The following is a 23,887-nucleotide window of genomic DNA, read 5'->3' on the forward strand; positions in this document are numbered from 1 at the left end:
AGTACCGGCAGGGCAAGGTGAGGTTGGCGGGAGAAAACTTAAGGGGTCAGAAATTCACCCGGAGGGACGCTCCCCATTCCCGGGGGCGGTTGTAATTGGCTTCATGGAAGCCGAGGGCGAAGTTTGAATCGCCGCTGACGATGACCCGTTTGTCGGTCAGGTTATCCACATAGAGCCGTACATTCCAGACCTCGCCGGGGTGGCTATAGGTGAGGGAGGCATTGACCAAATGATAACCTTCCTGCTTCAGGTAAGGGGAATTCTGGGCATCATTCCAGATGGTTGATTTATAACTCCAGTCCCCGCGCAGGGCGAGCTCCCCGTCGTTGGGCAGCGGCAGGCTATATTCCGCAGAGGCATTGAGGGACCATTCCGGCAGGTTGGCCAGTTTCTTGTCCCCGGTAATCTGGATCACTGCCGGCAGATCGGTATTGAAGGCCGGGACGGCGGTATAATGTGCGTCCGTATAACCAAGTCCGCCAGAAAGCTGCAACCGGTCTGTGATCAGGGCCGTGATTTCAGCCTCGATGCCTTTTATTTCAGCTTCGCCGCCGTTGGTGTTCAGGGGCGCGCCGCTGACATAGGTGATCACCTGAATCTGGTTGTAATTGGCCCAGAAGGCGGCCGTGTTCAGACGAACCCGATTATCGAACAGGTCCAGCTTCAGGCCGATTTCGTAATTTTCAACCGTTTCAGGCTCGAACTGGACAGCTTCCGGTACCGGCAGAAGGTACCGAATATTGAACCCGCCGGATTTATACCCCTGTGTGTAGGAGGCGTACACCAGCGCATCTTCGGTTAGTTGATAGTCCAGGCTGAAGCGCGGCGACCAGTCGGTGAAGGTCAGGCTGTCCTGTCCTGGCGGTACCAGAGCAACACCGTCACCGGGAGCAACACCAAAGGCACCGGCGCCGACCGGACCCACAGTCAGGATCTGGAACGGATCATAGGATTTTTCATCCCGGGAATAGCGCAGTCCGGCGGTGGCGCTTAAGCGGTCATTGATGATGTAGGTGGCCTGGGCATAGACACCAAGGCTTTCGTTGTCCACATAGGTACGGTTGTCCAGGGTGCCGAAGGTCGCGGGAAAACGAACAGTTAGCAGGTCGTGACCGCTTTCCGAGAAATAATAAACACCGCTGGCATATTTGAGGTTGCCGTCCAGCAGGGTGCCGACGAGCTGGAATTCCTGGGAGAACTGCTCATGCCCGTAGTCATAGTTATTGGTTTCGGTTACCACCAGCGGTGAATTGTCCGCATCCCGGTTGAAATAGCCCGAGGTTTCCCGATAGGCCGTTGTCGATTTCAGCGTGGTGGTGTCATTGACATCCCATTCCGCTGTCAGGCTTATTCCCCAGATGTCGAGGGAAGTGCCGTTCGCACCAGTGGCATAGGTGGTGTCCTTGTCGGCAGGGATATAGGCGTCTTCGGTAAACAGAGGCAGGCCGAATACACCTGCGTCCACATTATTATGGACCCAGGCCAGGGTCGGTGATGTGGGATTGATCAGGGGGACGCCATTGGGGCCGATATCGCCGGGCGCACCGGGAGGCGCAGACGTGATGCCGACAAGGGTGCTGCCGGCATTCTGCTCGCGAATGCGCGTGGCGTCCGCATTCAGGGTGAACTTCCAGGCATCACCTGCCGTATAAAGCGCGGTAAAGCGCGCGGAATCGCGGTTTTCGTTGCCCAGCAGGCGGTTATCGGAAATACCTCGTACAAAACCGTCGCGGTTTTTGGAGGAGCCGGCAACCCTGGTCAGCAGGGTGTCAGAGACCGGCAGGTCGACGCTGAAGCGCATGTCATGGCGATTAAAATTGCCGAGGATCACTTCGCCGGAGCCGGTGAATTCTTCGGCCGGTTCTTTTGAGGTAATGCTGATGGCCCCGCCGATGGTGTTGCGGCCGAACAGGGTGCCCTGTGGACCGCGCAGGATTTCGACGCGTTCAATGTCCAGGGTGTCCAGAACGCCACCGATGGAGCGGGAAACATAAACCCCGTCCACGTAAGTGCCGACACCGGGGTCGGTGGCCAGCGAGAAATCAGTCTGGCCGACACCGCGAATGAAGACCACGGCGCCGGAGGACACGCCACTTACGGGTGCAGTGGAGTCAAATACCGTATTGGGGGTCGCGTCCGCCATTTGCGAGATATTGCTGTATCCCATTTTTTCGATTTTGCTGCTGGAAAAGGCGGAAATGGCGATCGGGGTGGATTGCAGGTTTTCGGAACGCTTCTGGGCCGTGACAACGATTTCTTCCAGCATCAGGCTGCCGTCGGCTTTATCTGCAAATGTGGTGGTGGCCGGAAGGGTGAGTAGCAAGGCGCAGGCAGCGGTGAATAGTCCGGGGCGTCGGGCATTTCCGAAGTGGGGGGATAAAGTCACTGTTTCTCTCCATTAGATTTTATTATTTGATGAGGAGAGTGTAATCCGCTACCGCGGGGCGTGACTTGTCCCACCCGGAACAAAAAGATAGCGTGGCGGGCGGAATGACAACGATCAGGCGAGGTTAGTGGGTCAGGCGGTAGTCCCGGGGCGAAGCACCGTATTTTTCCTTGAAAGAGCGGCTGAAATGGGAGAATTCATTAAATCCCCATTTGAAGGCAATCTCGGATATGGTCAGGCCGCTGTATATGGGGTCGGTCAGGTCGGCGCAGCATCTTTCCAGACGTTTCTGGTAAATCCAGCGGCTGGCCGAGCAACCTTCATGCTCAAAAAGTTTATTCAGATAGCGCGGGCTGATCTTGAAATATTGCGCAATTGACTGGGGACACAGAGCATAGTCGGGCAGGTTTTCCAGAATGTAATTCTTGATCAGCATAAGCTGGGTGTACTGGTTGGTGGAGACCTCCCGGGTGATGTTGAGATCCGAGGCATGATAGACCGCGCCAAGGAGTTCAAGCAGGCTGTTGAACATTTTCTCTTTCTGCGCATCGCTCAGAACCAGGCTGTCTTTATAAAGGGCTTCGATGAAATTGCTGAGGATTGATACTCCGCTGATGGAGTGGGATAGCCGGACCGCGGTCAGGCGCTCCGGAATTCCCAGATGGTGCCGGGCCAGGGTGCGCGGGATCTGTATCACCAACTGGGAAAAAGGATCCTGAAATTTCAAATGATACTGCCGGGTGGAGTCATAAAGGGAGAGCTCCCCCGGTTTGAGCGGTGCTTCCCGGCCGTCCTGTATAATGAGTCCCCTGCCGTTGAGTTGCAGACTGAGCAGGAAATGATCCGCTGACGATCTGGCAATCAGGCTCTTGTTTCTTTCCACATTCTGGCGGGTGGACACAACCCGGGAAATAGTCCCTTTTCCCAAGGGGGAATTATCAACGCTGCCGAAAAAGTCCTCTGTCTGTGCGGTCACGCAATCCAGTTCCACAAAAGAACGGCAGATCACCTCGCGCCAGTAGTCGGCGCGGGCCCTCTTGTGAACAAAGTCTGTCGACAGCTGATCTTTCAATATGTCTTCCTGTAAAAGCTGTTTCGGCACTATCAAGTATCACCCCGCTTCCGGAAAAGGTCAAGTTCAGCCCTGAAGTCAATCAAGTATATGTTCCGTTTCAGACAAGAGCGGGGGCTGCACAGCCTATATTCTCGGGCTTAGATCACATTCACTGAAATTTATCCGGAAGGAATACAGATCAATGTCTCAGACCTACAAGGTAGCCGTCGTTCAGGCTGCACCCGTTTTCATGGACCTCAAGGGGACTGTGGAAAAAACCAAAGAGCTGATCCGGGAGGCGGCAGGTGCCGGCGCTTCTATTGTCGCTTTTCCCGAGACCTGGATTCCGGGATACCCTTGGTGGATATGGATGGATGCCCCGGCCTGGTGGTTGCAGTTTGTACCACAATATCATGAAAATTCACTGGCGCTGGACAGTGAAGAGTTTGAAAGCCTGAAGCAGGAAGCCAAAAGCAACAATATTCATGTCATGCTGGGCTATAGCGAGCGGGCAACTGGCAGCCTTTATATGGGGCAGTGCCTGATCGGGTCTGATGGTGAGCTGGTTTACAGCCGTCGCAAGTTGAAGCCGACCCATGTCGAGCGCACCGTATTCGGCGAGGGCGACGGCAGTGATTTCAAGGTGGCGGACACGCCTCTGGGCAGGATAGGAGCCCTATGCTGCTGGGAACATCTGCAGCCGCTCAACCGTTATGCCATGTTCGGCATGCATGAGCAGGTTCATGTGGCGGCCTGGCCCAGTTTCAGCATGTATGAGGGACTGGCAAACGCTTTGGGCCCGGAAGTCAATACCTCGGCCTCGCGCATGTATGCGGTCGAAGGGCAGTGTTTTGTATTGGCGCCCTGCATGACGATCACCCAGGAAATGATTGATCTGGTGGCGACCAGTGACTTCAAGAAAGGCCTGATCGCCAAGGGCGGTGGTCATGCCCGGATATTTGGTCCGGACGGTCAGGAACTCTGTGACCATCTGGCACCGGATGAAGAAGGTATTCTATATGCAGATATTGACCTGGGCATGATTGTCATGGCTAAATCGGCGGCTGACCCGGTTGGTCATTACTCCCGGCCGGATGTTACCCGGCTGTTGCTGGATGCACGTCCGAAATCGCCTGTGGAATATGTTCGCGACAGTGGTGCGGAGAATGTTCGGGAGGAAGAAGACCTGCGGAATAAACCATACCTGGAAAATACCCGGGAACAGGACGCCTGAAAAAAGGAAAAGACGATGCCGAAGAACATGCCTGCTGATTGGGAGCCACCTTATCCTTCCTGGTCGCCGAAACTTGGTGATAACGCAGATAGTCTATCGGTGTGTTACTACGGGTTCCAGAGCCGGGAACCCGGCGCGCAGGATATTGTACATCGGGTAGAGATGTTCCATAGTCAGTTCCTGTTGAGCCTGGGAATTGAATGCGCGCCCGATCACACTGATTTTGGTGTATTCACTGACCAGCACGGTTTTGAGAACAGGGTCATCGTTTGTTACTGGCGCAGGCCTGATAAACACCGGGAATGGGAAAGATACTCAATCTTTCATCTTTGGTTACTTGAAGACGCCCGCCTTGGTGAAGGGTGTGGTTATTGGGTGGAAAGTCACGAGATTCGGTTGAAGAATTTTGAAACTCTCTTTTCCTCGGAAACGGAAGCCGGCGCGGTGGAAGCCTGGCCAGACCTGGATTTCGGCGAAACCGTTCGTGAACATGCGTACTGGGGCGGGATGCGGGACAGGATACCGGCTTCCGGGAGCGATAATTTTGAGGCGCAGCCGGACAATTATATTCGAAAGGCGCCAGTTCCCGGCCAATTTGTACCGGGACGAGTTGAAGGCTGTCTGCCAAAGAACATCTGTATGATCAGGTCCGGCCAGAACTGGTCTGATTGTCAGTCCAGAGAGGAAATATTTTATCTGGAAAAGGTACATCCGGTCCTGGAAGAGGGGATGGCCTACCTAGCGGCTAACTCTCTGGAAACCGGATGTCTTTCCTGTCGCCTGATCACAGAAACCTCAAGCCGGGGCGTACGTCTGAAGAAAAGCTTTGGTCATGCGTTGTTTTCTTCCATGATTGAGCTGGAAACATGGGCGAAGAAACATCCGACACACATGGCGATTTTTCAGACGTTCCACGAAATGGTGCGGGAATTCAATTTCGAGCTTGATCTTAAACTCTGGCACGAAGTGGCTATTCTTGGCGGGAAAGACTCAAAGGCCTTCTACATCAACTGCCACAACCGGACAGGTGTTTTACCTCTTCTTACAGGACAGGATCGATAGAAAAACCTGCGAAGGCTCGCGGCAGAGAATACATCGCCGCCGGTCGGTTAGGGCGCTATTGTCCGGTCATGATCAGGGAACAGGTAATACATGCCATACATGATCAGGTTTACAGTGCTATCATCCTCGGAAAAGGGCAGGCCAATTGCATAATAGTCCAAAAATGATTTCTCGGACCAGACCAGTTGACCCTTGTAGAGATAAGGGGTTTTATTTTCCACCAGCCAGTCATAACGTTCCTTCATGGTCATCATGCCCGGAATCTGATCCATATACTGGCCTGTGACATCCCGTCCCATGGCTTTTACCGTTGCCGTGCCGACCAGTCGGAAACGATATCGCCGGGGGTCATTCTCCACATCAACCAGGGACACATTCGGCAGAAGTGAAGGCACTGCCGCCGGTCGGAAATCTTTCCGGCAGGGCATGGATTTGTCGCCCCTGATATTCTGCCACAGCAGGAAAAGCTCTTGCAGTTCTTGTGGAGGAATATCGCTGACTTTAATAGGATGCTTGAACATTACTTCCGCGTTCCAAGAATAGACTGTTCCTGACTTTAACGGCAGAATTCTAATATAGCAATTTTTCTGTGTTGAAAATTCACTGTGGATATACACCAAAAGTTGGCGATTTTTGGTCTTGGGGAAACTGGTAGCAGGTGCCGTACATAATGATATTCACTTCACTGTCATTGTTGGACAGGGGAAGCCCCACCGCCTCATAATTCAGGAATGATTTTTGCGACCATACAAGTTGCCCCCTGATAAAATATGGGGTTTTATTTTCCACCAGCCAGTCGAATCTTTCCTTGAGAACAGACACCTCGGGTACTTCATCAAGATATTTACCGGTGACATCTTTGCCGAGCGCCTTGACCGTTTCTGTGCCTAACAGCCGGCAACAATAGCGTTGTTGAGTATGTTCCGTATCGTTTCCATATTCAACATTTACAAGAGAAATATAGGGCAAGAGGTGCGGTACGTCAGCGGGGCTGAAATCTTGCCGTCGGGGCATGGATTTGTCAGCACGTATTTTCTGCCAGTATATAAAAAGTTCTTTTAAATGGTCCGAGGATATGTCTGGGGTCTCTATGGGTGATTTAAGCATTACTGGTCAACCTAACAGTCAGTTAGAATAATGCTGGATACTATTACTGCATAAGTTAATTAAAGGTTTCTAATGTAGGTTTTCGAGAGGTTTTTGCCTTTCACAGCAGTCGACATCCGGCGCGTAGGCTATTTCCCTCGTGCAGTCGGGCGAAGATAGATCACGTAATAGACAAGCCCCACCAGCAGGCTGCCGCCAACCAGGTTTCCGAGGATAACAGGCAGTAGGTTTCGCAGAAGTCCGAGCCAGGTTATGGCATCGTATGCACCGGCGTAATGACCGGAGGCCTTCAGAAGTATGCCCATGGGGATCAGATACATGTTGGCGATACTATGTTCGAAACCTGCGGCGACGAAGGCTGAAATCGGAAAAACAATGGCTATGGCCTTGTCTGTAACGCTGCGACCGGCCAGTGCCATCCACACAGCCATGCAGACCAGTATATTACAAAGAACACCCCGGAAGAATGCTGTCCAGAAGGGCAATGCGCACTTGATTTGCGCGATTTCAAGGTATTTCCGGGCAATTGCGCCGTCGTTCATGGCCGGATGTCCGGAATAAAACACAAGAAGCGCCAGTCCGGCGGCCCCGATAAAATTGGCCAGACAGACAATTCCCCAGTTTTTCAGCAGCGCCGCTGTGGAGACTTTACCGTCAGCCCAGGCCATGGCCAACAGGTTGTTGCCGGTGAAAAGTTCCGCGCCTGCGACAATGACCAGGATCAGACCAAGGGAGAAGGCCATCCCGCCAAGCGCCTGTCCGGCGGCATATCCGACAGTGGCGTCTGACTTGATCAGCACAAAATAGAGTGCTCCCAATCCGATGAAGGCACCGGCCAGTATGCCCAGCATGACAAGGGAAAGCAGGGGGAGTTGTGTTTTGGCGACGCCGACATTTTCCACCCTGCGGGCAATTTCCCGGGGTGCATAGGCGTCAGAGTCAAACATATCAGATTCAGGTAATTTTTCCATATGTTCACTTCCCTCTGGTCACTTTAGCCGGTAAAAATCGGTCGGCCAATCTTATACACAAGACTGCCCTGAGCGGAGCAAATTTGCGACAGGTCTTATTGTTGGAGGAGGTTATTTCTTGATCGGGAAGCGCGTTCTTTCCGATTTCGGAAAATAATATACAAGGCCCCACATGATAATATCGACTTTTTTGTCGTCTTCCGAAAAAGGCAGGGCCACGGAGAAATAATCCAGATAGGATTTTTCCGACCAGGACAGGTGGTCGACATAAATATAGGGCTTTTTATTCTCAACCATCCAGTTATACCGTTCCAGTACGATGGACATGGCGGGAACGTCATTGACATATCTTCCTGTCAGATCAATTCCCATGGCTTTTACGGTTTCGGTGCCGACCAGCCGGGTAAGATAGCGGCCCGTGTCATGTTCCACATCTACCATGGCAATATGTGGGAGTATTCGGGGGATATCAGTGGGTCGAAAATCTTTTCTGGAGGGCATGGATCTTTCCCCCCTTATTTTCTCCCAGTATAAGTACAGTTCTTTCAGGAGATCGGGTTCTATATCTGAAAGTTCAATGGGGGATTTAAACATTTTCCCCACCTCCGCGGAGTTTCTGATTTGTATAAATTATATAATTAGTCTCGCGTATAACATCTAATAAATGCTTAAAGATGAATCTCTTTCCGATGTTTTTCGTGAAGGATTGGGGGCAAAAGCAGAACGTATGTGCCGTGGCCGTCTTAGAGATAACCGGTAGGTCTTTCCCCCTCGGGAAAGTGGTAATATGTACCATACATGAGAATATCGACAGCTTGACCGTCTTTGGAGAAAGGCAGGGCCAGTGCATAATAGTCCAGATATGATTTTTCGGACCAGACCAACTGGCCCTTGTAGAGATAGGGGATGCCGTTTTCTGCAATCCGGTCAAAGCGTTCCCTGACGGCGGACAGTGATGGAACCTCATCCAGATATTTTCCGGTAAAATCAAACCCCATGGCTTTCACCGTTTCGGTGCCGACCAGCCTGGTATAATAGCGGTAGGGTTTGTCGCTGACATCAAACAGGGCAAGATAGGGGAGCAGGGACGGGATTTCCTCGGGCCGGAAATCTTTCCGGCTTGGCATGTGTTTATCTCCTTTGATATTCTGCCAGTAGCTGAACAGCTCTTGCAGATGATCAGGATCAATATCAGATATTTCCACCGGGGATATGAACATATTACTTCTTATCTCCTCAGAATGGCGATGTAATTCACCAAAGCGGCAGTATGCAGTCTTGGATCTTGATTCTAGGGGAAATAAATTACGAAAACAATAATCCCACAGAATAGCTGGTGTGTCAGCTATCCGTTTCAGGGAAAGTATAAAACATGCCGTACATAATGATATCCACCTGATCACCGTTCTCTGCAAATGGAAGGCCCATTGCAGTATAATTCAGGAAGGATTTTTCAGACCAGTTCAATGCGCCGCTGTAAAGGTAAGGTTTTTTATTTTCCACCAGCCAGTCGTGTCGCCTGATAGATTCCGCCATTCTTGAACGGTCATCCAGATAGTGGCCCGTTGTATCCCAGCCGACGGCCTTGACTGTTTCTGTACCGACAAGCCGCGAACGATATCGGCGCGGGTTATATTCCACGTCCAGCAAAACAATATGTGGCAAGAGATGAGGGACGTCAGATGGCTGAAAGTCACGCCGGGCAGGCATGGACTTTTCCTCCTTGATAATCAGCCAGTGCTGGAACAGTTCTTTCAACGGAGCCGGTTTTATATCTGAGATCTCAAAAGGGGACTTGAACATCAACATGAAATTCCACAGGACAAAACTATATAATATAAGTCTTTTCTAATAAATCAATGATTTATGAAAGTTTTCCGACCAGTGCGGTGCTTTGGAATCCGTAGGCGGCCCAGTTGTCAGACTGCACAGGACTAATAAATTTTACAGGCAAAATAAAACAGGCTATAACTCTGTCACATCTGTTGGAGTGAAATATTATGAATATAAAATCTGGTCAGAGGGTCTTGTCCAAAAAGACAGCTGTGGACAGTATTTATGAAATCCTGAAAGAGCGTATTATTGCCGGTCAGTATCCAGCGGAAACACGCCTGCGTCAGGATGCGCTGGCCAAGGATCTTGGAACAAGCCGCATACCGGTTCGCGAAGCTCTTTTTCTTCTGGAAGGTGACGGTCTTGTTGAATTTCAGCCGCACCGGGGCGCCGTGGTCAAACCCCTCAGTGTCGATGAAGTCCGTGAACTGTTTCGTCTCCGCTCGATGCTGGAATGTGACATGCTGGAGCGCGCCATCCCCAATATGACTGAAAAGGATATTGAGGACGCGGAAGACGCCCTGGCGGTTTACGACAAGGCGGTCGCCTCCGGTGTGAATACGACCAGCTGGTCGGAATTGAACTGGAAATTTCACTGGACGCTTTACAGCCCCGGTAATACGCCCATCACCATGTCTTTGTGCCGGTCCCTGCATGACAATACAGACCGGTACCAGCGTCTCCAGATTTCAATGGAAGGGCAGGCGGAAAAAGGGCGTGAGGAACATGCCGATATCCTGCAATGCTGCCGTGACAAGGATATCGAAAAGGCGACAAAACTTATGGCAGAACATATCCTGACCGTCGGTGATATTGTCACCGACTTTATTTCCGCCAACCAGGTCTGTCCCTCGAAGAGCTAGTCTTCAAGTTTTTCTAGAACCTTTTCGGCAATGGCAAGGGAACTGGTCAGGCCGGGGGATTCTATGCCCATCAGGTTGACAAACCCCTCAAGGCCGTGATCCGCGGGCCCGTGAATGATGAAATCCTGGCTGGCGATCTCGGGTGGCACAACCTTGGGGCGGATGCCGCTGTAGGCCGGCTGCAGGCGGCTTTCGTCAAGCCCCGGCCAGTATTTGCGGATGGATTCCACAAACAGCGGCTTGCGGCTTTCATCCACTTCGTAGTTTTCCTCCTCCACCCACTGGATGTCGGGGCCGAACTTGCCCTGGCCGCCAAGGTCCGGGGTCAGATGGGTGCCGAGACTGCCTTTGGTCGGCACCGGATAAATCAGATGGTTGAAGGGTATTTTTCCAGCATAGGAGAAATAGTTTCCCTTGGCGAACCATGTCCGGGGAATGGTTGCGGGCTTGAGCTCCTGCAGATTGGCGGCAAGTGTTGTCGCGCCGAGTCCGGCAGCATTGACAAGGGTTCGGCAGGCCAGCATCATCTCCTGCCCATTGGCTTGTATGCAGGTGAGCACAAAAAAACCGTCGGAAAGTTCAATATCCGTCACGGTATTTTCATAGGCTGCCACAGCGCCATGAGCTTCTGCATCGCCCAGCAAGGCAAGCATCAGGCCGTGGCTGTCGACAATGCCGCTGGAGGGCGAATACAGGGCGGCAATGACATTCAGATCCGGTTCCAGTTTGCTGCTGGCGGCTTTGTCCAGAAGCTGCAGGTCAAGTACGCCGCAGGCTTCGGCATTGGCCTTGATGTCTCTCAGTTTGCGGGTTTCTTCTTCCGTGGTGGCGACAACCAGTTTGCCCGGCATCCGGTAGTCCACATTATACTGGTCACAAAAGTCCCGCATCAGGCGGTTGCCGCGCACACAGAGTTCCGCTTTCAGGCTGCCCGGGGTGTAATAAAGGCCGGCGTGAATGACTTCACTGTTTCGGGAGCTGATGCCGGTTCCGATGTCCTTCTCCCTTTCCAGAATAATGACCTCCTGGCCCTGCCGGGCAAGTGCCCGGGCGCAGGCAAGGCCGACAACCCCGGCACCGACAACTATTGTTTCAACCTGATCCATGCTACACCTCGGGAAAACTGGGAAATTCATAATGCTCAAATATTCTGTTTTTACTCGGCCCTTTCGGGAAAGCGTTCGATATGGTAGCGTCCGTGAAAATAAAACTGGAGTATAAAATGAAAAGATATCTGTTCGGGATTATGATGTCACTGTCTTTGACCGCTTGCGGTGGTGAAGATGGTCAAAAACAGCAGGACGTGAATATTCAGGCGTCGCGCCTTGTAGAAAATATCAAGATACTTGCCTCGGACGAGTTCGAGGGACGTGCCCCTTCCTCTCCGGGGGAAGAAAAAACCATAAATTTCCTGAAAGAGAAATTCATCGAAGCGGGTTTGAAGCCGGGCAATGGCAACAGCTATTTCCAGGAAATAGACATGGTGGAGATCACCGCTTCCCCCGATGCGGTGATGACCGTTACCCACGGTCAGGGGGCTGAGGAGCTGGCATATGGTCCGGGATATATGGCCTGGACCAAACGTGTAGTCGATGGTGTGTCGGTTGGGAATTCGGAAATGGTCTTCGTCGGCTATGGGATTGTCGCGCCGGAATATGGCTGGAATGATTATGAAGGCCTCGATGTCAAGGGCAAGACCGTGGTCATCCTGATCAATGATCCCGGTTACGCCACCCAGAATGCGGAACTTTTCACCGGCAACGCCATGACCTATTACGGTCGCTGGACCTACAAATTCGAGGAAGCGGCTCGCCAGGGCGCCGAGGCGGCAATCATTATTCATGAAACGGCACCGGCCTCCTATCCCTGGGACGTGGTGCAGGGGAGTTGGTCCGGACCGCAGTTTTCGCTTGCGTCCAAGGACGGCAATATGAACCGGGTAAAGGTGGAAGGCTGGCTTCCGGGGGCAACTGCCGAAAAGATCTTCACAGCGGCCGGACTGGATTATACCGCGCAGAAAGATGCGGCGGCAAAGGCAGGCTTCAAGGCGGTAGACCTGAAGGCGACTATGTCTTTGAGCCTGGCGAACAACGTTCGCTTCTCCAAATCAAACAATGTGGTGGCGGTTATTCCGGGAACAGAGCGCCCGGATGAATTTGTCATTCACATGGCGCACTGGGACCATCTTGGCAAGGATGAAAGCCTGGAAGGCGACCAGATATATAACGGCGCGCTGGATAATGCCACCGGCACCGCCGGCCTGATTGAGCTTGCCCATGCCTACATGTCCGGCGCTGTGGAACCGAAACGTTCTGTCATGCTGATGGCGGTGACGGCGGAAGAGCAGGGCCTTCTGGGATCTCTCTATTACGGCCAGCATCCGATTGTGCCGCTGGAAAAAACAGTAGCGGCGATCAATATGGATGTGCTTGGTCATCTGGGGCCGACCCGGGATGTGACGGTGATCGGTTACGGAAACTCCGAACTGGACGGTTATGTGGGAGATGCTGTCAAAAAAGTTGGTCGGGTGGTTCGTCCTGATCCCACGCCGGAGAAAGGTTATTATTATCGTTCCGATCATTTCAGTCTGGCCAAGGTTGGTGTTCCCGCGCTTTATATCGATGCCGGGGTGGACCATGTGGAACATGGCGAGGCCTGGTATCTTGAACAGGCTGCCAAATATACGGCCAACGACTATCACAAGCCATCCGATGAATATTCCGATGACTGGGATATGTCCGGCGCTGTCGAGGATCTGAAGCTGATTTATCAGATCGGCCTGCGGCTGGCGACGGAAGACAGCTTTCCCAACTGGCGCGCCGGCACCGAATTCCGTGCCAAACGGGATGCGATGATGGAATAGGAAACTATCCCGGGCCATTGTCGTCTTCTGGCCCGGGATATTTCATTTATTATGAGAAAAATAAACTATAATTTCTGGCTGCGGCGCATTCACAAATGGCTCGGCCTCATCGTCGGGATCCAGTTTCTGCTCTGGACCCTGAGCGGTTTTATCATGTCTTATTTTCCGATCGGGGAAGTGCATGGAGATCATCTTCTGAATGCCGAGCCGGTCCGGAATTTATCCCCGGCAGAGGAGTATCTTTCGCCGTCACAGATCCTGCAGAAATTCGGCGACCGACCGGTTGAGGCCATCCATCTGATTTCTTACCAGGGGCGTCCGGTGTACCAGGTGGAGGCGGGAGAGGATCTGTGGCTTGTCGACGCTGTCACCGGCGCAGACCATCCCATGATTGGCGAGACGGAGGCTACCGCTATCGCCCGTGCCCGCTATGCCGGTGAAGCGGAAGTAAAGTCTGTCTCGCAGATTACCACCCCCATCGGTGAAATTGGTGCCGCGCGACTGCCGCTCTGGCGGGTCGATTTCAACGATGACATCAACAGCAGTTTCTATATTTCGCCTTATGACGCCACCATTGTCCGGGTGCGCTCCGATATCTGGCGCCGCCATGATTTTTTCTGGATGCTGCATATCATGGATTATGAAAACCGGAGCGATATTAACAACTGGCTTCTGGTTTTTGCCGCCTCGGTGGGGTTATTTGTCATCCTTTCCGGGATAATTCTGATCTTTTATGCTTTTTCAAGGCGCGATTTCCGCTGGATCAGGCCGGGAAAATAGCTGTGGACTTTTATTGGCCGCTACGTATAACCTTTATCTCATGGTCAGAATGAAAAAAGTCATCTCGCTTGTGTTGCTGGTTTTGGTCGCCTTCTCGGCGACCGGCATGGAGCATGGTTTTGCCGGTGGATGTGATCATTCGGCCATGGCACAGGGATCTCCCGCTCATCAGGACGCGGCCTGTCATGACGGGATGACGGAAGACGATATGCCACTGCATCAGACATCTTCCTGCCGCTGCGATGCCCTGTTGTCCTGTACGGCGATTATCCTGCCCGAAATCAGTGGCGGTGCGCCTTTCCGTTATCGTGCCACTTTGACCTTTTATTCCCGGGGCCAGATCCCGGAGGAATATTTCACCGGCCTTCTTGCCCCGCCTCCAAAGACAGTGACCTGAATAAATTATAATCAGGTCAACCACTTGGAGAGTTTAAATGAAGATGTTGCATGCGCTGGCGTTGTTCGGCGTTTTAACGGGTTTCTCTGTCGCGCAGGCAGAGGTTATTGAATATTCCATAGATATAGCAGAAAGAACCGTCAATTTTACCGGCAGGGAGGTTACGGCCCTGACCGTTGGCGGCGGCATTCCCGGCCCGACCATTGAGGTCCGGGAAGGGGATATCCTGCGTGTCACCTTTACCAATAAAATGGACGTGGAAAGCTCCATTCACTGGCACGGCGTGCTGTTGCCCAACGACCAGGATGGCGTGCCTTACCTCACCACCCAGCCGATTGCAGCGCACAGCAGCTTTACCTATGAATATCCGGTCATTCACAGCGGCACCTACTGGTATCATTCCCATACCGGTCTGCAGGAACAGCGCGGGGTTTACGGCTCCATTGTCTTTCATCCGAAAAAGGAAAATCGGGACTATGACCAGGATCTGGTGATGGTTCTGTCTGACTGGACAGATGAAAATCCAAACCAGGTCATGCGAAACCTGAAGCGGGACGGGGACTATTATGCGCTGAAAAAAGACAGTGTGCAGTCCTGGGACCGGGTGCTGGAACATGGCTGGCAGGCCGTGAAAAACCGCATGGACGGCAGTCTCAGCCGCATGGGACCGATGGATATTTCCGATGTCGGTTATGATCTGTTCCTGATAAACGGCAAACGGGTCTCGGAACATCAGGTGAAACCCGGTGAAAAAGTCAGGTTGCGGATCATCAATGCAGCGGCTTCCAGTTATTTCAATGTGGAATTCGCCGGCGGTCCGATGACGGTAATCGCGGCAGACGGGGTGGATGTGAAGCCGTTCCGGGTCACGCGCCTGCGCACGGCCATTGCCGAAACCTGGGATGTTATTGTGGAGGTGCCGGATGGCGGCGCCTACGAATTCCGGGCCACGTCGGAAGACGGCACCGGATATGCCTCCAGCTTCCTTGGTAAGGGACAAAAGGTTGCGGCGCCGGACGTGCCCAAACCCAATCCCTATCTGATGTCACACGGGGATCATGGTGCCATGAGCCATGGGGATATGGATCACGGCCAGATGGATCACTCCCAAATGGACCATGGTTCAATGGAAATGGCGGAACCTGTTATAAGCTACCTGACCGACTACAGCCCCCTGGAAGGACTGGAGGATACAACTCTAAAGAATACCGGGCCGATGCGGGAAGTTAATCTGTCCCTGACCGGCAATATGGAGGATTATGTCTGGTCTTTTGACAACAAGGTTCTCTCCGCTGCCGACCGGATCTTGATCCGAAAAGGCGAGCGTGTTCGTTTTATCCTGAAGAATGAAACCATGATGCATCATCCCATTCATTTGCACGGGCATTTTTTCCGGGTCCTGAACGGCAAGGGGGACAAGAGTCCCATGAAGCACACTGTCAATGTGCCGCCCATGGCCACGGTGGTGATCGAGTTTGACGCCAATGAGGAAAAGGACTGGTTTTTCCATTGCCATAACCTCTATCACATGAAGTCGGGCATGTCCCGGGTTGTCAGTTACGAAGACAGCAGCCGGATGACTGAAGAAATACTGCGGAAAATCTCCGGGGATCGTCACTGGTACAGCTTTGCCGATCTGTCTGCCCAGAGTTATGTAGCCTCGGGTAAAGTCTGGACCCGGGACAGTTACAACATGGTTTCTGCGATGATCGAGGCGGATTATGACAGCGCCTATGAGGGCGAGGTCGCCTATAGCAGAACCATTAACAGGTTTCTGAAGCTCTATGCCGGCGGCTGGTTCGAGCGCGAGGAAGAGGACGGGACCTGGCATGACCGTAATGTGGCCATGGCCGGTGTTCGATATGTCCTGCCGCTCCTGATCGAAGCGGACCTCAGGGTTGACAGCAAAGGGCATGTGCGGTTCGGGCTGGAAAGTGAACTTCAACTTACCTCCAGGCTGTCATTCGAGTGGAACTGGAATACCGACGATGAATGGGAGACTGTGCTGGAATATGAAATCAGCAAACGCTTCTCTCTGGTTGGCGGGCATATGTCCCGTTTCGGTACGGGCGGGGGAGTGCTGGTCAAATTCTAGAAGGGTTCATCGGGCGCAGTTCTGGCACTGGGGAACGGAAGGATCCAGCGCCAGCCTCTTCGCCTCGATTTCCTCGCCGCAGGTCACACAATAACCGAACTCATCTGTATCCATCCTGTCCAGGGCGGACTGGATCCGGCGCAGTTCCTGAACCCGCCGACGGCTCACTTCCTTTGACATGGCCTGGGCCTGCAGGGCATCCATGCGCGACAATCGACCGACCTTGCTTTGATCCAGTTCGACAGGGGCCTTGCTTTCTTCTGACAGTACGATAAGTTCTTCGAGGTTTTTCTTCATACCCAGAAGTTTTTTACGACAGGCATCCATATCCATCCGCCGGGTCTCTAGAGATTACAGTTACGGTTACAGTTAATTGTATGTTCCTATAAATTACTTAACTTTAACGGATTGTTAGGTGGTTTGTAACAAAATAATAATCATCTTGTAATATAGAGTTATGCTAATTAAGAAGGTGTGAAATCGCTTTTGCATTTCTACAAGAATAGTAATTTGGGGCAGGTAAAGTAGGCAGGTTTCAGTCATGGCGTCGGAAGTAAGACATATATTTTTCGAGGAGTCCGAGTTGGTGCGGGCTTTGATGAAATATTCCCTGGTTAAAAAACGACCCCTTGAGTTTAAGGATATCAAGGGTGTTATCGTCAATAACATGGGGTCAGTCTCTGCGACCATGATGGTCAAGGTCATCAGCAATGAACCTCCGGTTAAAATTGAATTTTCAACGCCGGAACTGGCCGCGGCTCTTGTGCTTTTCTGTAATGAAACCGGGATCGATCTGCCGCGTAAAGGCGTTAAAACCCTGAATGTGGATGAAGATCAGGTCTATATGACGATCATTGTGAATGAACGCACGATTATCGGCGGCAATAAAATGGATCGCCTGACCCGCAAATATGCCAATATGGGGCTGACAAAAAAGAGCGGCTAAAGAGCGGGCGCAGAATATAATCCAACGAATGAAGCGGCGACAGGCCGCTTTTATTTTGCCCGGGCCATTTCCTCTGTCATAAAATACCGCTAAGCTGCGGCTGGTTTGTTCAGAACGATGGAAACAAGGAAACAGGGATGGTGTTTGGGGTAATTAGGTTCGGGAGACTGTTTTATCTGTGTTTTCTGTTCCTGGTGCTGGGGAGCGTATCTGCTTTTGCGGATATTGAAAAAATCCTGATCACCCCTGACCAGCCCGTCTTAAGGGGGCAGGAAACCTCTGTCACACTGCTGTTGATGAATAATTCCTCCGATCGTCAGGAGGTGACGATTGAACGTAAGGTCAAGGTTTATCTGGAATACGGTCTGAATCGTGTGGAGGGGGTGCTGGAACTGTCTGGTGGTCAGGATGGCGAGGTGATCAGTCTTGAGCCCGGCAACTTCCGTAAAATGAACTACATATTGATGGTTCCCCTCGATATCCGCCCCGGGCCTTTGAAGATTATTCCTGTCGACGGCTCGGCAAACAATCCGTTTCTGATGGTCGGCACTGAAATAAACGATCGGAAGGAAACGCAACAGGCCGATGTTGATGACGACCCGGATAAGGAGGAGGAATATGTGGTTCTCGGCCCCGAAGATATCCAGGAGTTGAAGGAGGAAAAGGGGTTGTTCTTTGATAATCTGGCGCCGTACGAACCGGCATATATCCTGTTCGGGGGAGGCGACACCAATTCAAAATTCCAGATCAGTTTCAAATACCGCATCTTCGGTTCCGACCGCAATGAGTTGCCGGTTAACCGGTCGTGGATCGAAGGTCTTCACTTTTCCTATACGCAGCTTAATTTCTGGGATCTGGCGGCTGCATCAAAACCCTTTGCAGATACTAACTTCAAGCCCGAATTTTTCTATCTGTGGGAGGACGTCGGCAATGGACTTTTCTCTGATAATTCCAGAGTGAATCTTCAGTTTGGTTTTATGCATGAATCAAATGGACGCGACGGTGAGAATTCGCGAAGTATAAATGCTTTTTACATACATCCAGCCCTAACCTATGAGTATGAAAATGGCTATACTCTTGGTTTGTCAGCCAGGTTCCAGGCCTATGTGGGGGATCTGTCGGACAATCCGGATATAATCGATTACCGGGGCCATTCCAGTCTGGTGGCCAAATTCGGGAAACTTGAAGATTTCCAGATTTCAGCGGCGCTCCGGGGGAATTTCGAGACCGGCAAGGGGCTGTTGATGCTGGATTTCACCTATCCGCTGAACAAGCTTTTTATCAATCATCCTGATCTCTATTTTCAGACCCAGCTGATTACCGGCTACGGGGAGAAAATGCTGGAATATGACCGCAAGGAAACGCGCCTTCGTTTCGGCATCGGTATTACCCGTTAGGTGGCGGGGCACCTATTCCGGTTTGTATATATGGAGGCAGCAGAAAATGATCGAGACATCCTCGTCATTTTCCGAGAAGGGAAGGACGATGGCGGAATATTCCCGGCGATCGCGGGCCGACCAGACAAACTCCCCCATCGTCACATAGGGCTTTTTGCTTTCCAGAAGCCAGCTAAATCTCTCAAGTATGTGGTGGGTATTGTCAAAGCTTTCCGCAGACTTTCCGGTATTGTCTTCGCCGGTTGTCTCGGTGATATTTGTGCCGATAAGCCTTATTTTAAATTCCAGCGGATTGCGGAAGACATCGACCAGCATCAGGTTGCCCAAAGCATCCGGTACATGCAAGGGATTGAAATCCCTGCGTGCCGGCATTGCTCTGTCACCCCTGATTTCCTGCCAGTATTTATAAAATTTATTTTGGTAGTCACTGGTCAGGTCATCGGTCGTAAAGTCAATAATGAATTTACTCACCATGTCCCCTTTTAAAAATAACACGCGTCCCCCCGATCATTGTCAAAGGGAATATTTTTATTATTATTGAAGTGGTCAAAAAATGCTTTTTGGACAGCCTCTGCACCGCCGGATAGCAATTCAATATAGGAATTCTTTGCCCAATTTATTAACAAAAGGTTAATATTTGTGGGTTCGGGGAATTTTTGTTAAGTAAATAATAAGAATTTCATTTAATGCGGGGCAGGCGTCCGGATTAAAGGTGCTGTGAGCGGTGCCGGCGACTTGATCAACCTGGATTGCACCGGATATTGTCATAGAAGACAGCCGGAGTCGCGGGTGGTCCACCTCTCGGCTGTGAGTTTAAATATTCCGTGCGCGAATTTAAACAATGGCAAACACCCGATGACCATGCCGGGAACTGATCCATTAAAGACTTCTGGATGATATTTTGGGAAAGAGTGGTGCCCCCACACGGACTCGAACCGCGGACCTACTGATTACAAATCAGTTGCTCTACCAACTGAGCTATAGGGGCTTCCAATCGGAAAGTAGGCGCAACCTAGTGTGCCTTTCGGTCAAAATCAAGCCAAATTTTTCTATGGCGGCTTTTTTTCGGAGCGGGGGCCTAGTTACGTGACAATTCGTATAACGCCACCGCGGCGGCGTTGGACACATTCAGGCTTTCGACCCGGTCGCTGATGGGCAGCTTGACCAGCGCGTCGCAATGGTCGCGGGTGCCTTTTCTCAGTCCCTTGCCCTCGGCACCCAGCACCAGGACAATATTATCGCCGAAATCGGCATCCTGCACCATTGTTTCGGCATAACCGTCCAGACCAAGGCGCCAGTAGCCCATTTCCGCCAGCTGGTCGAGGGCGCGGGACAGGTTTGTCACCCGGACCCAGGGGATCAGTTCCAGACAGCCGGAGGCGGATTTCGCCAGCGTGCCGGATTCCGGCGGTGCATTGCGATCCGGGGTAACAATGGCCTTGGCGCCAAAGGCGGCGGCAGACCGGATGATGGCACCCACATTATGGGGGTCGGTCACCTGGTCCAGCACCAGCACCAGATTCTTTCCTTCAGGAGCGATTTCGCAGCTGTCTTCCAGATGCCGGCCGGGCAGGGGGGCGCATTTCAGGGCGATGCCCTGGTGCAGGCTTCCCTCAGGCAGCAGTTTTTCAAAATCTTCCGGTCCCACAAGTTCGGGCTGAAGGGAGGGGAGGTTTTCCAGCAGGGCGGCAAGTTCCTCCCGATACTGATCAGCACTTTTCCGGGAGACAATAAGGCGATGTTTCTGCCGTTCCCGATTGGCCAGGGCTGCTGTTACGGGATGGCGACCAAAGAGCCACAAGCCGCCCCCTCCGGAAGTGTTTCCGGAAGACGGTCTTCTGTCGCGGGCGCCGGTGACAAGCCGGTTGTCGTGAGCCTGCGGCTGTGCGTTACCGGTCTGGCGGCTTTTGTTTGGTCTGGTTTTTCTGCTCATTTTGACAGCTATAGGGCAGGAAGAGCAGAAGGGCAACAGCTTTGATTACCCCATGACCTGTTGTCTGGATTTGCTGTGTCTCCTGAAAAAAAACATGAAGATTATATTTCTTGCAAAATAACGTTGACATCGCGCGAGAAATGTCCATATTGCGGCTTCACAGCTGCCCTTTACGGGGCGGCGGAATCCACTCTTGGAGGGGTGGCTGAGCGGTCAAAAGCAGCGGACTGTAAATCCGCCGACATTGTCTACGCAGGTTCGAATCCTGCCCCCTCCACCATTTCCCCGATCCGGTTAAAGCAGGGGAACTGGTCAGGATGCGGGCGGGTGTAGCTTAGTGGTAAAGCCCCAGCCTTCCAAGCTGGTTACGAGGGTTCGATTCCCTTCACCCGCTCCAATTTAACCGGGAAATGGTCCGCATCTGATGATGCGATAATGTTAGATGGGGTGAATGCGGCGCGATGCCCATTTACTGGCTTGAATGGGAAATGGCCCTGGGGATGAGCCGGGTGCTGAAATTTAGGTGGTTATATAATGTCAAAAGAAAAGTTTGAACGCAATAAGCCGCATTGTAACGTTGGTACCATTGGTCACGTTGACCATGGCAAGACGACCTTGACTGCGGCGATCACGAAGGTTCTTGCTGAAGCCGGTCACGGCAAGGCAGTTGATTTCGCGAACATCGACAAGGCTCCTGAAGAGCGCGAGCGTGGTATCACGATTTCGACGGCTCACGTTGAGTATGAAACAGACAACCGTCACTATGCGCACGTTGACTGTCCTGGCCATGCTGACTATGTGAAGAACATGATCACCGGTGCGGCGCAGATGGACGGCGCTATTCTGGTTGTGAACGCTGCTGACGGCCCGATGCCTCAGACCCGCGAGCACATTCTTCTTGCCCGTCAGGTTGGTGTTCCTGCGCTGGTTGTGTTCCTGAACAAGGTTGACCAGGTTGACGACGAAGAGCTTCTCGAGCTTGTCGAGATGGAAGTTCGCGAGCTTCTGACCGAATATGATTTCCCGGGCGACGATATTCCGATCATTGCCGGTTCTGCTCTTGCGGCTCTTGAAGGCCGTGATGACGAGATTGGCAAGAACAAGATCCTTGAACTGATGCAGGCTGTTGACGACTATATTCCTCAGCCGGACCGTCCGAAGGATCAGCCGTTCCTGATGCCGATCGAGGATGTGTTCTCTATTTCCGGTCGTGGTACAGTTGTGACCGGCCGTATCGAGCGCGGTATTGTGAAGGTTGGCGAGGAAGTCGAGATTGTCGGTATCCGCGACACCCAGAAGACAACTGTGACCGGCGTTGAAATGTTCCGCAAGCTGCTTGACAGCGGTGAAGCCGGTGACAACGTTGGCGCGCTGCTGCGCGGTGTTGGTCGTGAAGATGTTGAGCGTGGCCAGGTTCTGGCCAAGCCGGGCACCATTACACCGCACACCAAGTTCAAGGCTGAAGCCTACATCCTGACCAAGGAAGAGGGCGGTCGTCATACACCGTTCTTCACCAACTACCGTCCGCAGTTTTACTTCCGTACAACTGACGTGACCGGTGTTGTGACCCTTCCGGAAGGTACGGAAATGGTTATGCCTGGTGACAATATTGCGGTTGATGTCGAGCTGATCGCTCCGATCGCCATGGACGAAGGTCTGCGTTTCGCCATCCGTGAAGGCGGTCGTACCGTCGGTGCCGGCGTCGTTGCCAAAGTTATCGAATAAAATCTGAAGCATTCTTCAGGCGCACGGGGCGGATGCTTTTCCGCCCCGATTGCGTTCAGGCCGGTTGTATAATGAATTGCCGGTTGAAAACTTTTTTAAGACGGCGCCCATTTTCGCATTGCACTTGCGGGGGGGCCGTTTTATAACGTGCGACACAATTGAAGGAGTGTAGCTCAGCTGGTAGAGCACCGGTCTCCAAAACCGGGTGTCGGGGGTTCGAATCCCTCCACTCCTGCCATTTCGTTGAAAACGAGCGGTGGTCATGATAGACGAGCCGCCTTTCGGCAGAAAAAGAACGGATAACTGAAAATGTCAAAAACAAGTCCTGCAGAATTTGTCCGGCAAGTCCGGCAGGAGGTTTCCAAGGTAAGCTGGCCCACGCGGAAGGAAACCACAATAACGACAGTGATGGTCTTTATTATGGCTTTCATTATGGCAGTATTCTTTTTTCTGGTGGATTTGGGACTGTCGAACATCGTTTCACTGATTTTGGGTCTCGGAGGATAAGCATGTCGTCTCGTGCAAAATGGTACATTATTCAGGCCTATTCCGGTTTTGAAAAAAAGGTTGCCCAGAGTGTGACCGATCAGGCCGTTCAGCAGGGGCTTGATTCCCTGATCGAGCAGGTCATTGTGCCGACAGAAGAAATTGTTGAAGTCAAGCGTGGTCAGAAAGTGACCTCCGAACGCAAGTTTTTCCCGGGTTACGTCCTGGCTAAAATGATCATGAATGACCAGACCTATCATCTGATCAAGAACACCCCAAAGGTTTCCGGATTCCTGGGGTCCGGCGGCAAGCCATCGCCGATTACCGAAAAGGAAGCGGAGCGCATTCTGCATCAGGTTGAAGAGGGGGTTGAGCGTCCGCGTCCGTCCATCTCTTATGAAATCGGTGAAGAGGTCAAGGTTATCGACGGACCGTTCACTTCCTTCACAGGTATTGTTGAGGACGTGGATGAAGAAAAGTCCCGGGTCAAGGTTTCTGTTTCCATTTTCGGTCGCGCAACCCCGGTGGAACTGGAATATGCGCAGGTCGAAAAGGGCTAGAAAAAAGGTCTGGCGTTTTTGCCTTCGGGCTGTTATAAGCCAGCCTTTCATGAGTCGTTTTAATCTGTAAACGGTAGTGAAATTCTGAAGAAAACGGCGAAAATGCTGTTTTTTTCGAAAGTGTGGGAGGTCAGCCATGGCCGGACCACGCCCCTTAAAAGGCTTCCCGGAAGGGGAGTTGATTTTTATATTTTG

24 protein-coding genes and 4 tRNA genes are annotated in these 23,887 nt (G+C 52.1%); 15 read left to right on the forward strand and 13 right to left on the reverse strand.

Annotated elements, in window-relative coordinates; all coding sequences use genetic code 11:
• Positions 1 to 46: 46 nt before the first annotated feature.
• Positions 47 to 2,386, reverse strand: a complete 2,340-nt coding sequence (locus tag ACORNT_RS09775) for a TonB-dependent receptor (protein WP_321389809.1) — start codon at positions 2,384 to 2,386, stop codon at positions 47 to 49.
• Between the two features lie 124 nt (positions 2,387 to 2,510).
• On the reverse strand, positions 2,511 to 3,458 hold the full coding sequence (locus tag ACORNT_RS09780; protein WP_321389812.1) for a helix-turn-helix domain-containing protein: 948 nt from the start codon (positions 3,456 to 3,458) through the stop codon (positions 2,511 to 2,513).
• A gap of 184 nt (positions 3,459 to 3,642) precedes the next feature.
• Here ACORNT_RS09780 and ACORNT_RS09785 point away from each other — a divergent pair, with 184 nt between their 5' ends.
• Together ACORNT_RS09785 and ACORNT_RS09790 are read left to right on the forward strand one after the other, a co-directional pair.
• Entirely contained in the window at positions 3,643 to 4,674 is a 1,032-nt protein-coding gene (locus ACORNT_RS09785) for a carbon-nitrogen hydrolase family protein (protein ID WP_321389815.1), read from the forward strand.
• A gap of 15 nt (positions 4,675 to 4,689) precedes the next feature.
• The gene (locus tag ACORNT_RS09790; protein ID WP_321389817.1) at positions 4,690 to 5,736 is read left to right on the forward strand and encodes a phenylacetaldoxime dehydratase family protein; all 1,047 of its coding nucleotides are present in this window, start codon (positions 4,690 to 4,692) and stop codon (positions 5,734 to 5,736) included.
• Positions 5,737 to 5,783: 47 nt separating this feature from the next.
• Here ACORNT_RS09790 and ACORNT_RS09795 read toward each other — a convergent pair whose 3' ends face one another.
• The 6 genes from ACORNT_RS09795 to ACORNT_RS09820 form a co-directional block, all read right to left on the reverse strand.
• Positions 5,784 to 6,257 (reverse strand): PAS domain-containing protein, encoded by a 474-nt coding sequence (locus ACORNT_RS09795; RefSeq protein ID WP_321389819.1) that lies wholly within the window; start codon positions 6,255 to 6,257, stop codon positions 5,784 to 5,786.
• Between the two features lie 79 nt (positions 6,258 to 6,336).
• Positions 6,337 to 6,843: a PAS domain-containing protein gene (locus ACORNT_RS09800; RefSeq protein ID WP_321389821.1), complete on the reverse strand. Its 507-nt coding sequence runs from the start codon at positions 6,841 to 6,843 to the stop codon at positions 6,337 to 6,339.
• Positions 6,844 to 6,971: 128 nt separating this feature from the next.
• Entirely contained in the window at positions 6,972 to 7,814 is an 843-nt protein-coding gene (locus ACORNT_RS09805; RefSeq protein ID WP_321389823.1) for a formate/nitrite transporter family protein, read from the reverse strand.
• A 111-nt stretch (positions 7,815 to 7,925) separates the two neighbouring features.
• Positions 7,926 to 8,408 carry a PAS domain-containing protein gene (locus ACORNT_RS09810; protein ID WP_321389827.1) on the reverse strand — a complete coding sequence of 161 codons (483 nt, stop codon included), beginning with the start codon at positions 8,406 to 8,408 and terminating at the stop codon, positions 7,926 to 7,928.
• A gap of 149 nt (positions 8,409 to 8,557) precedes the next feature.
• On the reverse strand, positions 8,558 to 9,034 hold the full coding sequence (locus ACORNT_RS09815; RefSeq protein ID WP_321389830.1) for a PAS domain-containing protein: 477 nt from the start codon (positions 9,032 to 9,034) through the stop codon (positions 8,558 to 8,560).
• 121 nt (positions 9,035 to 9,155) lie between these two features.
• Positions 9,156 to 9,572: a PAS domain-containing protein gene (locus ACORNT_RS09820; RefSeq protein ID WP_321389832.1), complete on the reverse strand. Its 417-nt coding sequence runs from the start codon at positions 9,570 to 9,572 to the stop codon at positions 9,156 to 9,158.
• A gap of 269 nt (positions 9,573 to 9,841) precedes the next feature.
• On the opposite strand from ACORNT_RS09820, the gene ACORNT_RS09825 reads away from it, so the two are divergent.
• Positions 9,842 to 10,510 carry a GntR family transcriptional regulator gene (locus ACORNT_RS09825; protein WP_321389835.1) on the forward strand — a complete coding sequence of 223 codons (669 nt, stop codon included), beginning with the start codon at positions 9,842 to 9,844 and terminating at the stop codon, positions 10,508 to 10,510.
• Here ACORNT_RS09825 and ACORNT_RS09830 read toward each other — a convergent pair.
• Entirely contained in the window at positions 10,507 to 11,616 is a 1,110-nt protein-coding gene (locus tag ACORNT_RS09830) for an NAD(P)/FAD-dependent oxidoreductase (protein WP_321389838.1), read from the reverse strand. The genes ACORNT_RS09825 and ACORNT_RS09830 overlap by 4 nt on opposite strands.
• A gap of 116 nt (positions 11,617 to 11,732) precedes the next feature.
• Here ACORNT_RS09830 and ACORNT_RS09835 point away from each other — a divergent pair, with 116 nt between their 5' ends.
• The 4 genes from ACORNT_RS09835 to ACORNT_RS09850 are packed head-to-tail and all read left to right on the forward strand — an operon-like array spanning position 11,733 to position 16,645.
• Positions 11,733 to 13,373 (forward strand): M28 family metallopeptidase, encoded by a 1,641-nt coding sequence (locus ACORNT_RS09835; RefSeq protein WP_321389840.1) that lies wholly within the window; start codon positions 11,733 to 11,735, stop codon positions 13,371 to 13,373.
• Between the two features lie 51 nt (positions 13,374 to 13,424).
• Complete coding sequence (locus tag ACORNT_RS09840) at positions 13,425 to 14,153, forward strand: PepSY domain-containing protein (RefSeq protein WP_321389844.1); 729 nt, start codon at positions 13,425 to 13,427, stop codon at positions 14,151 to 14,153.
• Between the two features lie 49 nt (positions 14,154 to 14,202).
• A complete protein-coding gene (locus tag ACORNT_RS09845) occupies positions 14,203 to 14,550 on the forward strand; it encodes a hypothetical protein (protein ID WP_321389847.1) in 348 nt (115 codons plus the stop codon).
• A 37-nt stretch (positions 14,551 to 14,587) separates the two neighbouring features.
• Entirely contained in the window at positions 14,588 to 16,645 is a 2,058-nt protein-coding gene (locus ACORNT_RS09850) for a multicopper oxidase domain-containing protein (RefSeq protein ID WP_321389850.1), read from the forward strand.
• Positions 16,646 to 16,651: 6 nt separating this feature from the next.
• Here the strand turns inward: ACORNT_RS09850 and ACORNT_RS09855 are convergent, their stop codons facing one another.
• Complete coding sequence (locus tag ACORNT_RS09855) at positions 16,652 to 16,978, reverse strand: TraR/DksA family transcriptional regulator (protein ID WP_321389854.1); 327 nt, start codon at positions 16,976 to 16,978, stop codon at positions 16,652 to 16,654.
• A gap of 208 nt (positions 16,979 to 17,186) precedes the next feature.
• Between ACORNT_RS09855 and ACORNT_RS09860 the strand changes: the two genes are divergently transcribed.
• Both ACORNT_RS09860 and ACORNT_RS09865 read left to right on the forward strand, forming a co-directional pair.
• On the forward strand, positions 17,187 to 17,591 hold the full coding sequence (locus tag ACORNT_RS09860) for a hypothetical protein (protein WP_321389857.1): 405 nt from the start codon (positions 17,187 to 17,189) through the stop codon (positions 17,589 to 17,591).
• A gap of 137 nt (positions 17,592 to 17,728) precedes the next feature.
• Positions 17,729 to 18,988, forward strand: a complete 1,260-nt coding sequence (locus ACORNT_RS09865; protein ID WP_321389860.1) for a phospholipase A — start codon at positions 17,729 to 17,731, stop codon at positions 18,986 to 18,988.
• 12 nt (positions 18,989 to 19,000) lie between these two features.
• Here ACORNT_RS09865 and ACORNT_RS09870 read toward each other — a convergent pair whose 3' ends face one another.
• From ACORNT_RS09870 to rlmB, 3 genes are all read right to left on the reverse strand, one after another.
• Complete coding sequence (locus ACORNT_RS09870; RefSeq protein WP_321389863.1) at positions 19,001 to 19,462, reverse strand: PAS domain-containing protein; 462 nt, start codon at positions 19,460 to 19,462, stop codon at positions 19,001 to 19,003.
• A gap of 438 nt (positions 19,463 to 19,900) precedes the next feature.
• Positions 19,901 to 19,976 (reverse strand) — tRNA-Thr (locus ACORNT_RS09875).
• Between the two features lie 90 nt (positions 19,977 to 20,066).
• Entirely contained in the window at positions 20,067 to 20,921 is an 855-nt protein-coding gene (rlmB, locus tag ACORNT_RS09880) for a 23S rRNA (guanosine(2251)-2'-O)-methyltransferase RlmB (protein WP_321389866.1), read from the reverse strand.
• A gap of 195 nt (positions 20,922 to 21,116) precedes the next feature.
• Here rlmB and ACORNT_RS09885 point away from each other — a divergent pair.
• The 6 genes from ACORNT_RS09885 to nusG all read left to right on the forward strand — a co-directional run bounded on the left by ACORNT_RS09885 (position 21,117) and on the right by nusG (position 23,692).
• Positions 21,117 to 21,201: transfer RNA gene (locus ACORNT_RS09885), tRNA-Tyr, on the forward strand.
• A gap of 43 nt (positions 21,202 to 21,244) precedes the next feature.
• Positions 21,245 to 21,318 (forward strand) — tRNA-Gly (locus tag ACORNT_RS09890).
• Between the two features lie 137 nt (positions 21,319 to 21,455).
• Positions 21,456 to 22,646 (forward strand): elongation factor Tu, encoded by a 1,191-nt coding sequence (gene tuf, locus ACORNT_RS09895; protein WP_321389869.1) that lies wholly within the window; start codon positions 21,456 to 21,458, stop codon positions 22,644 to 22,646.
• Between the two features lie 162 nt (positions 22,647 to 22,808).
• Positions 22,809 to 22,884: transfer RNA gene (locus tag ACORNT_RS09900), tRNA-Trp, on the forward strand.
• Positions 22,885 to 22,955: 71 nt separating this feature from the next.
• Positions 22,956 to 23,153: a preprotein translocase subunit SecE gene (secE, locus tag ACORNT_RS09905; RefSeq protein ID WP_321389872.1), complete on the forward strand. Its 198-nt coding sequence runs from the start codon at positions 22,956 to 22,958 to the stop codon at positions 23,151 to 23,153.
• A gap of 2 nt (positions 23,154 to 23,155) precedes the next feature.
• Entirely contained in the window at positions 23,156 to 23,692 is a 537-nt protein-coding gene (gene nusG, locus ACORNT_RS09910) for a transcription termination/antitermination protein NusG (protein ID WP_420717493.1), read from the forward strand.
• Positions 23,693 to 23,887: the final 195 nt, after the last annotated feature.

This window comes from Emcibacter sp. (genome assembly GCF_963675455.1).
Taxonomy (GTDB): Bacteria; Pseudomonadota; Alphaproteobacteria; order Sphingomonadales; family Emcibacteraceae; genus Emcibacter.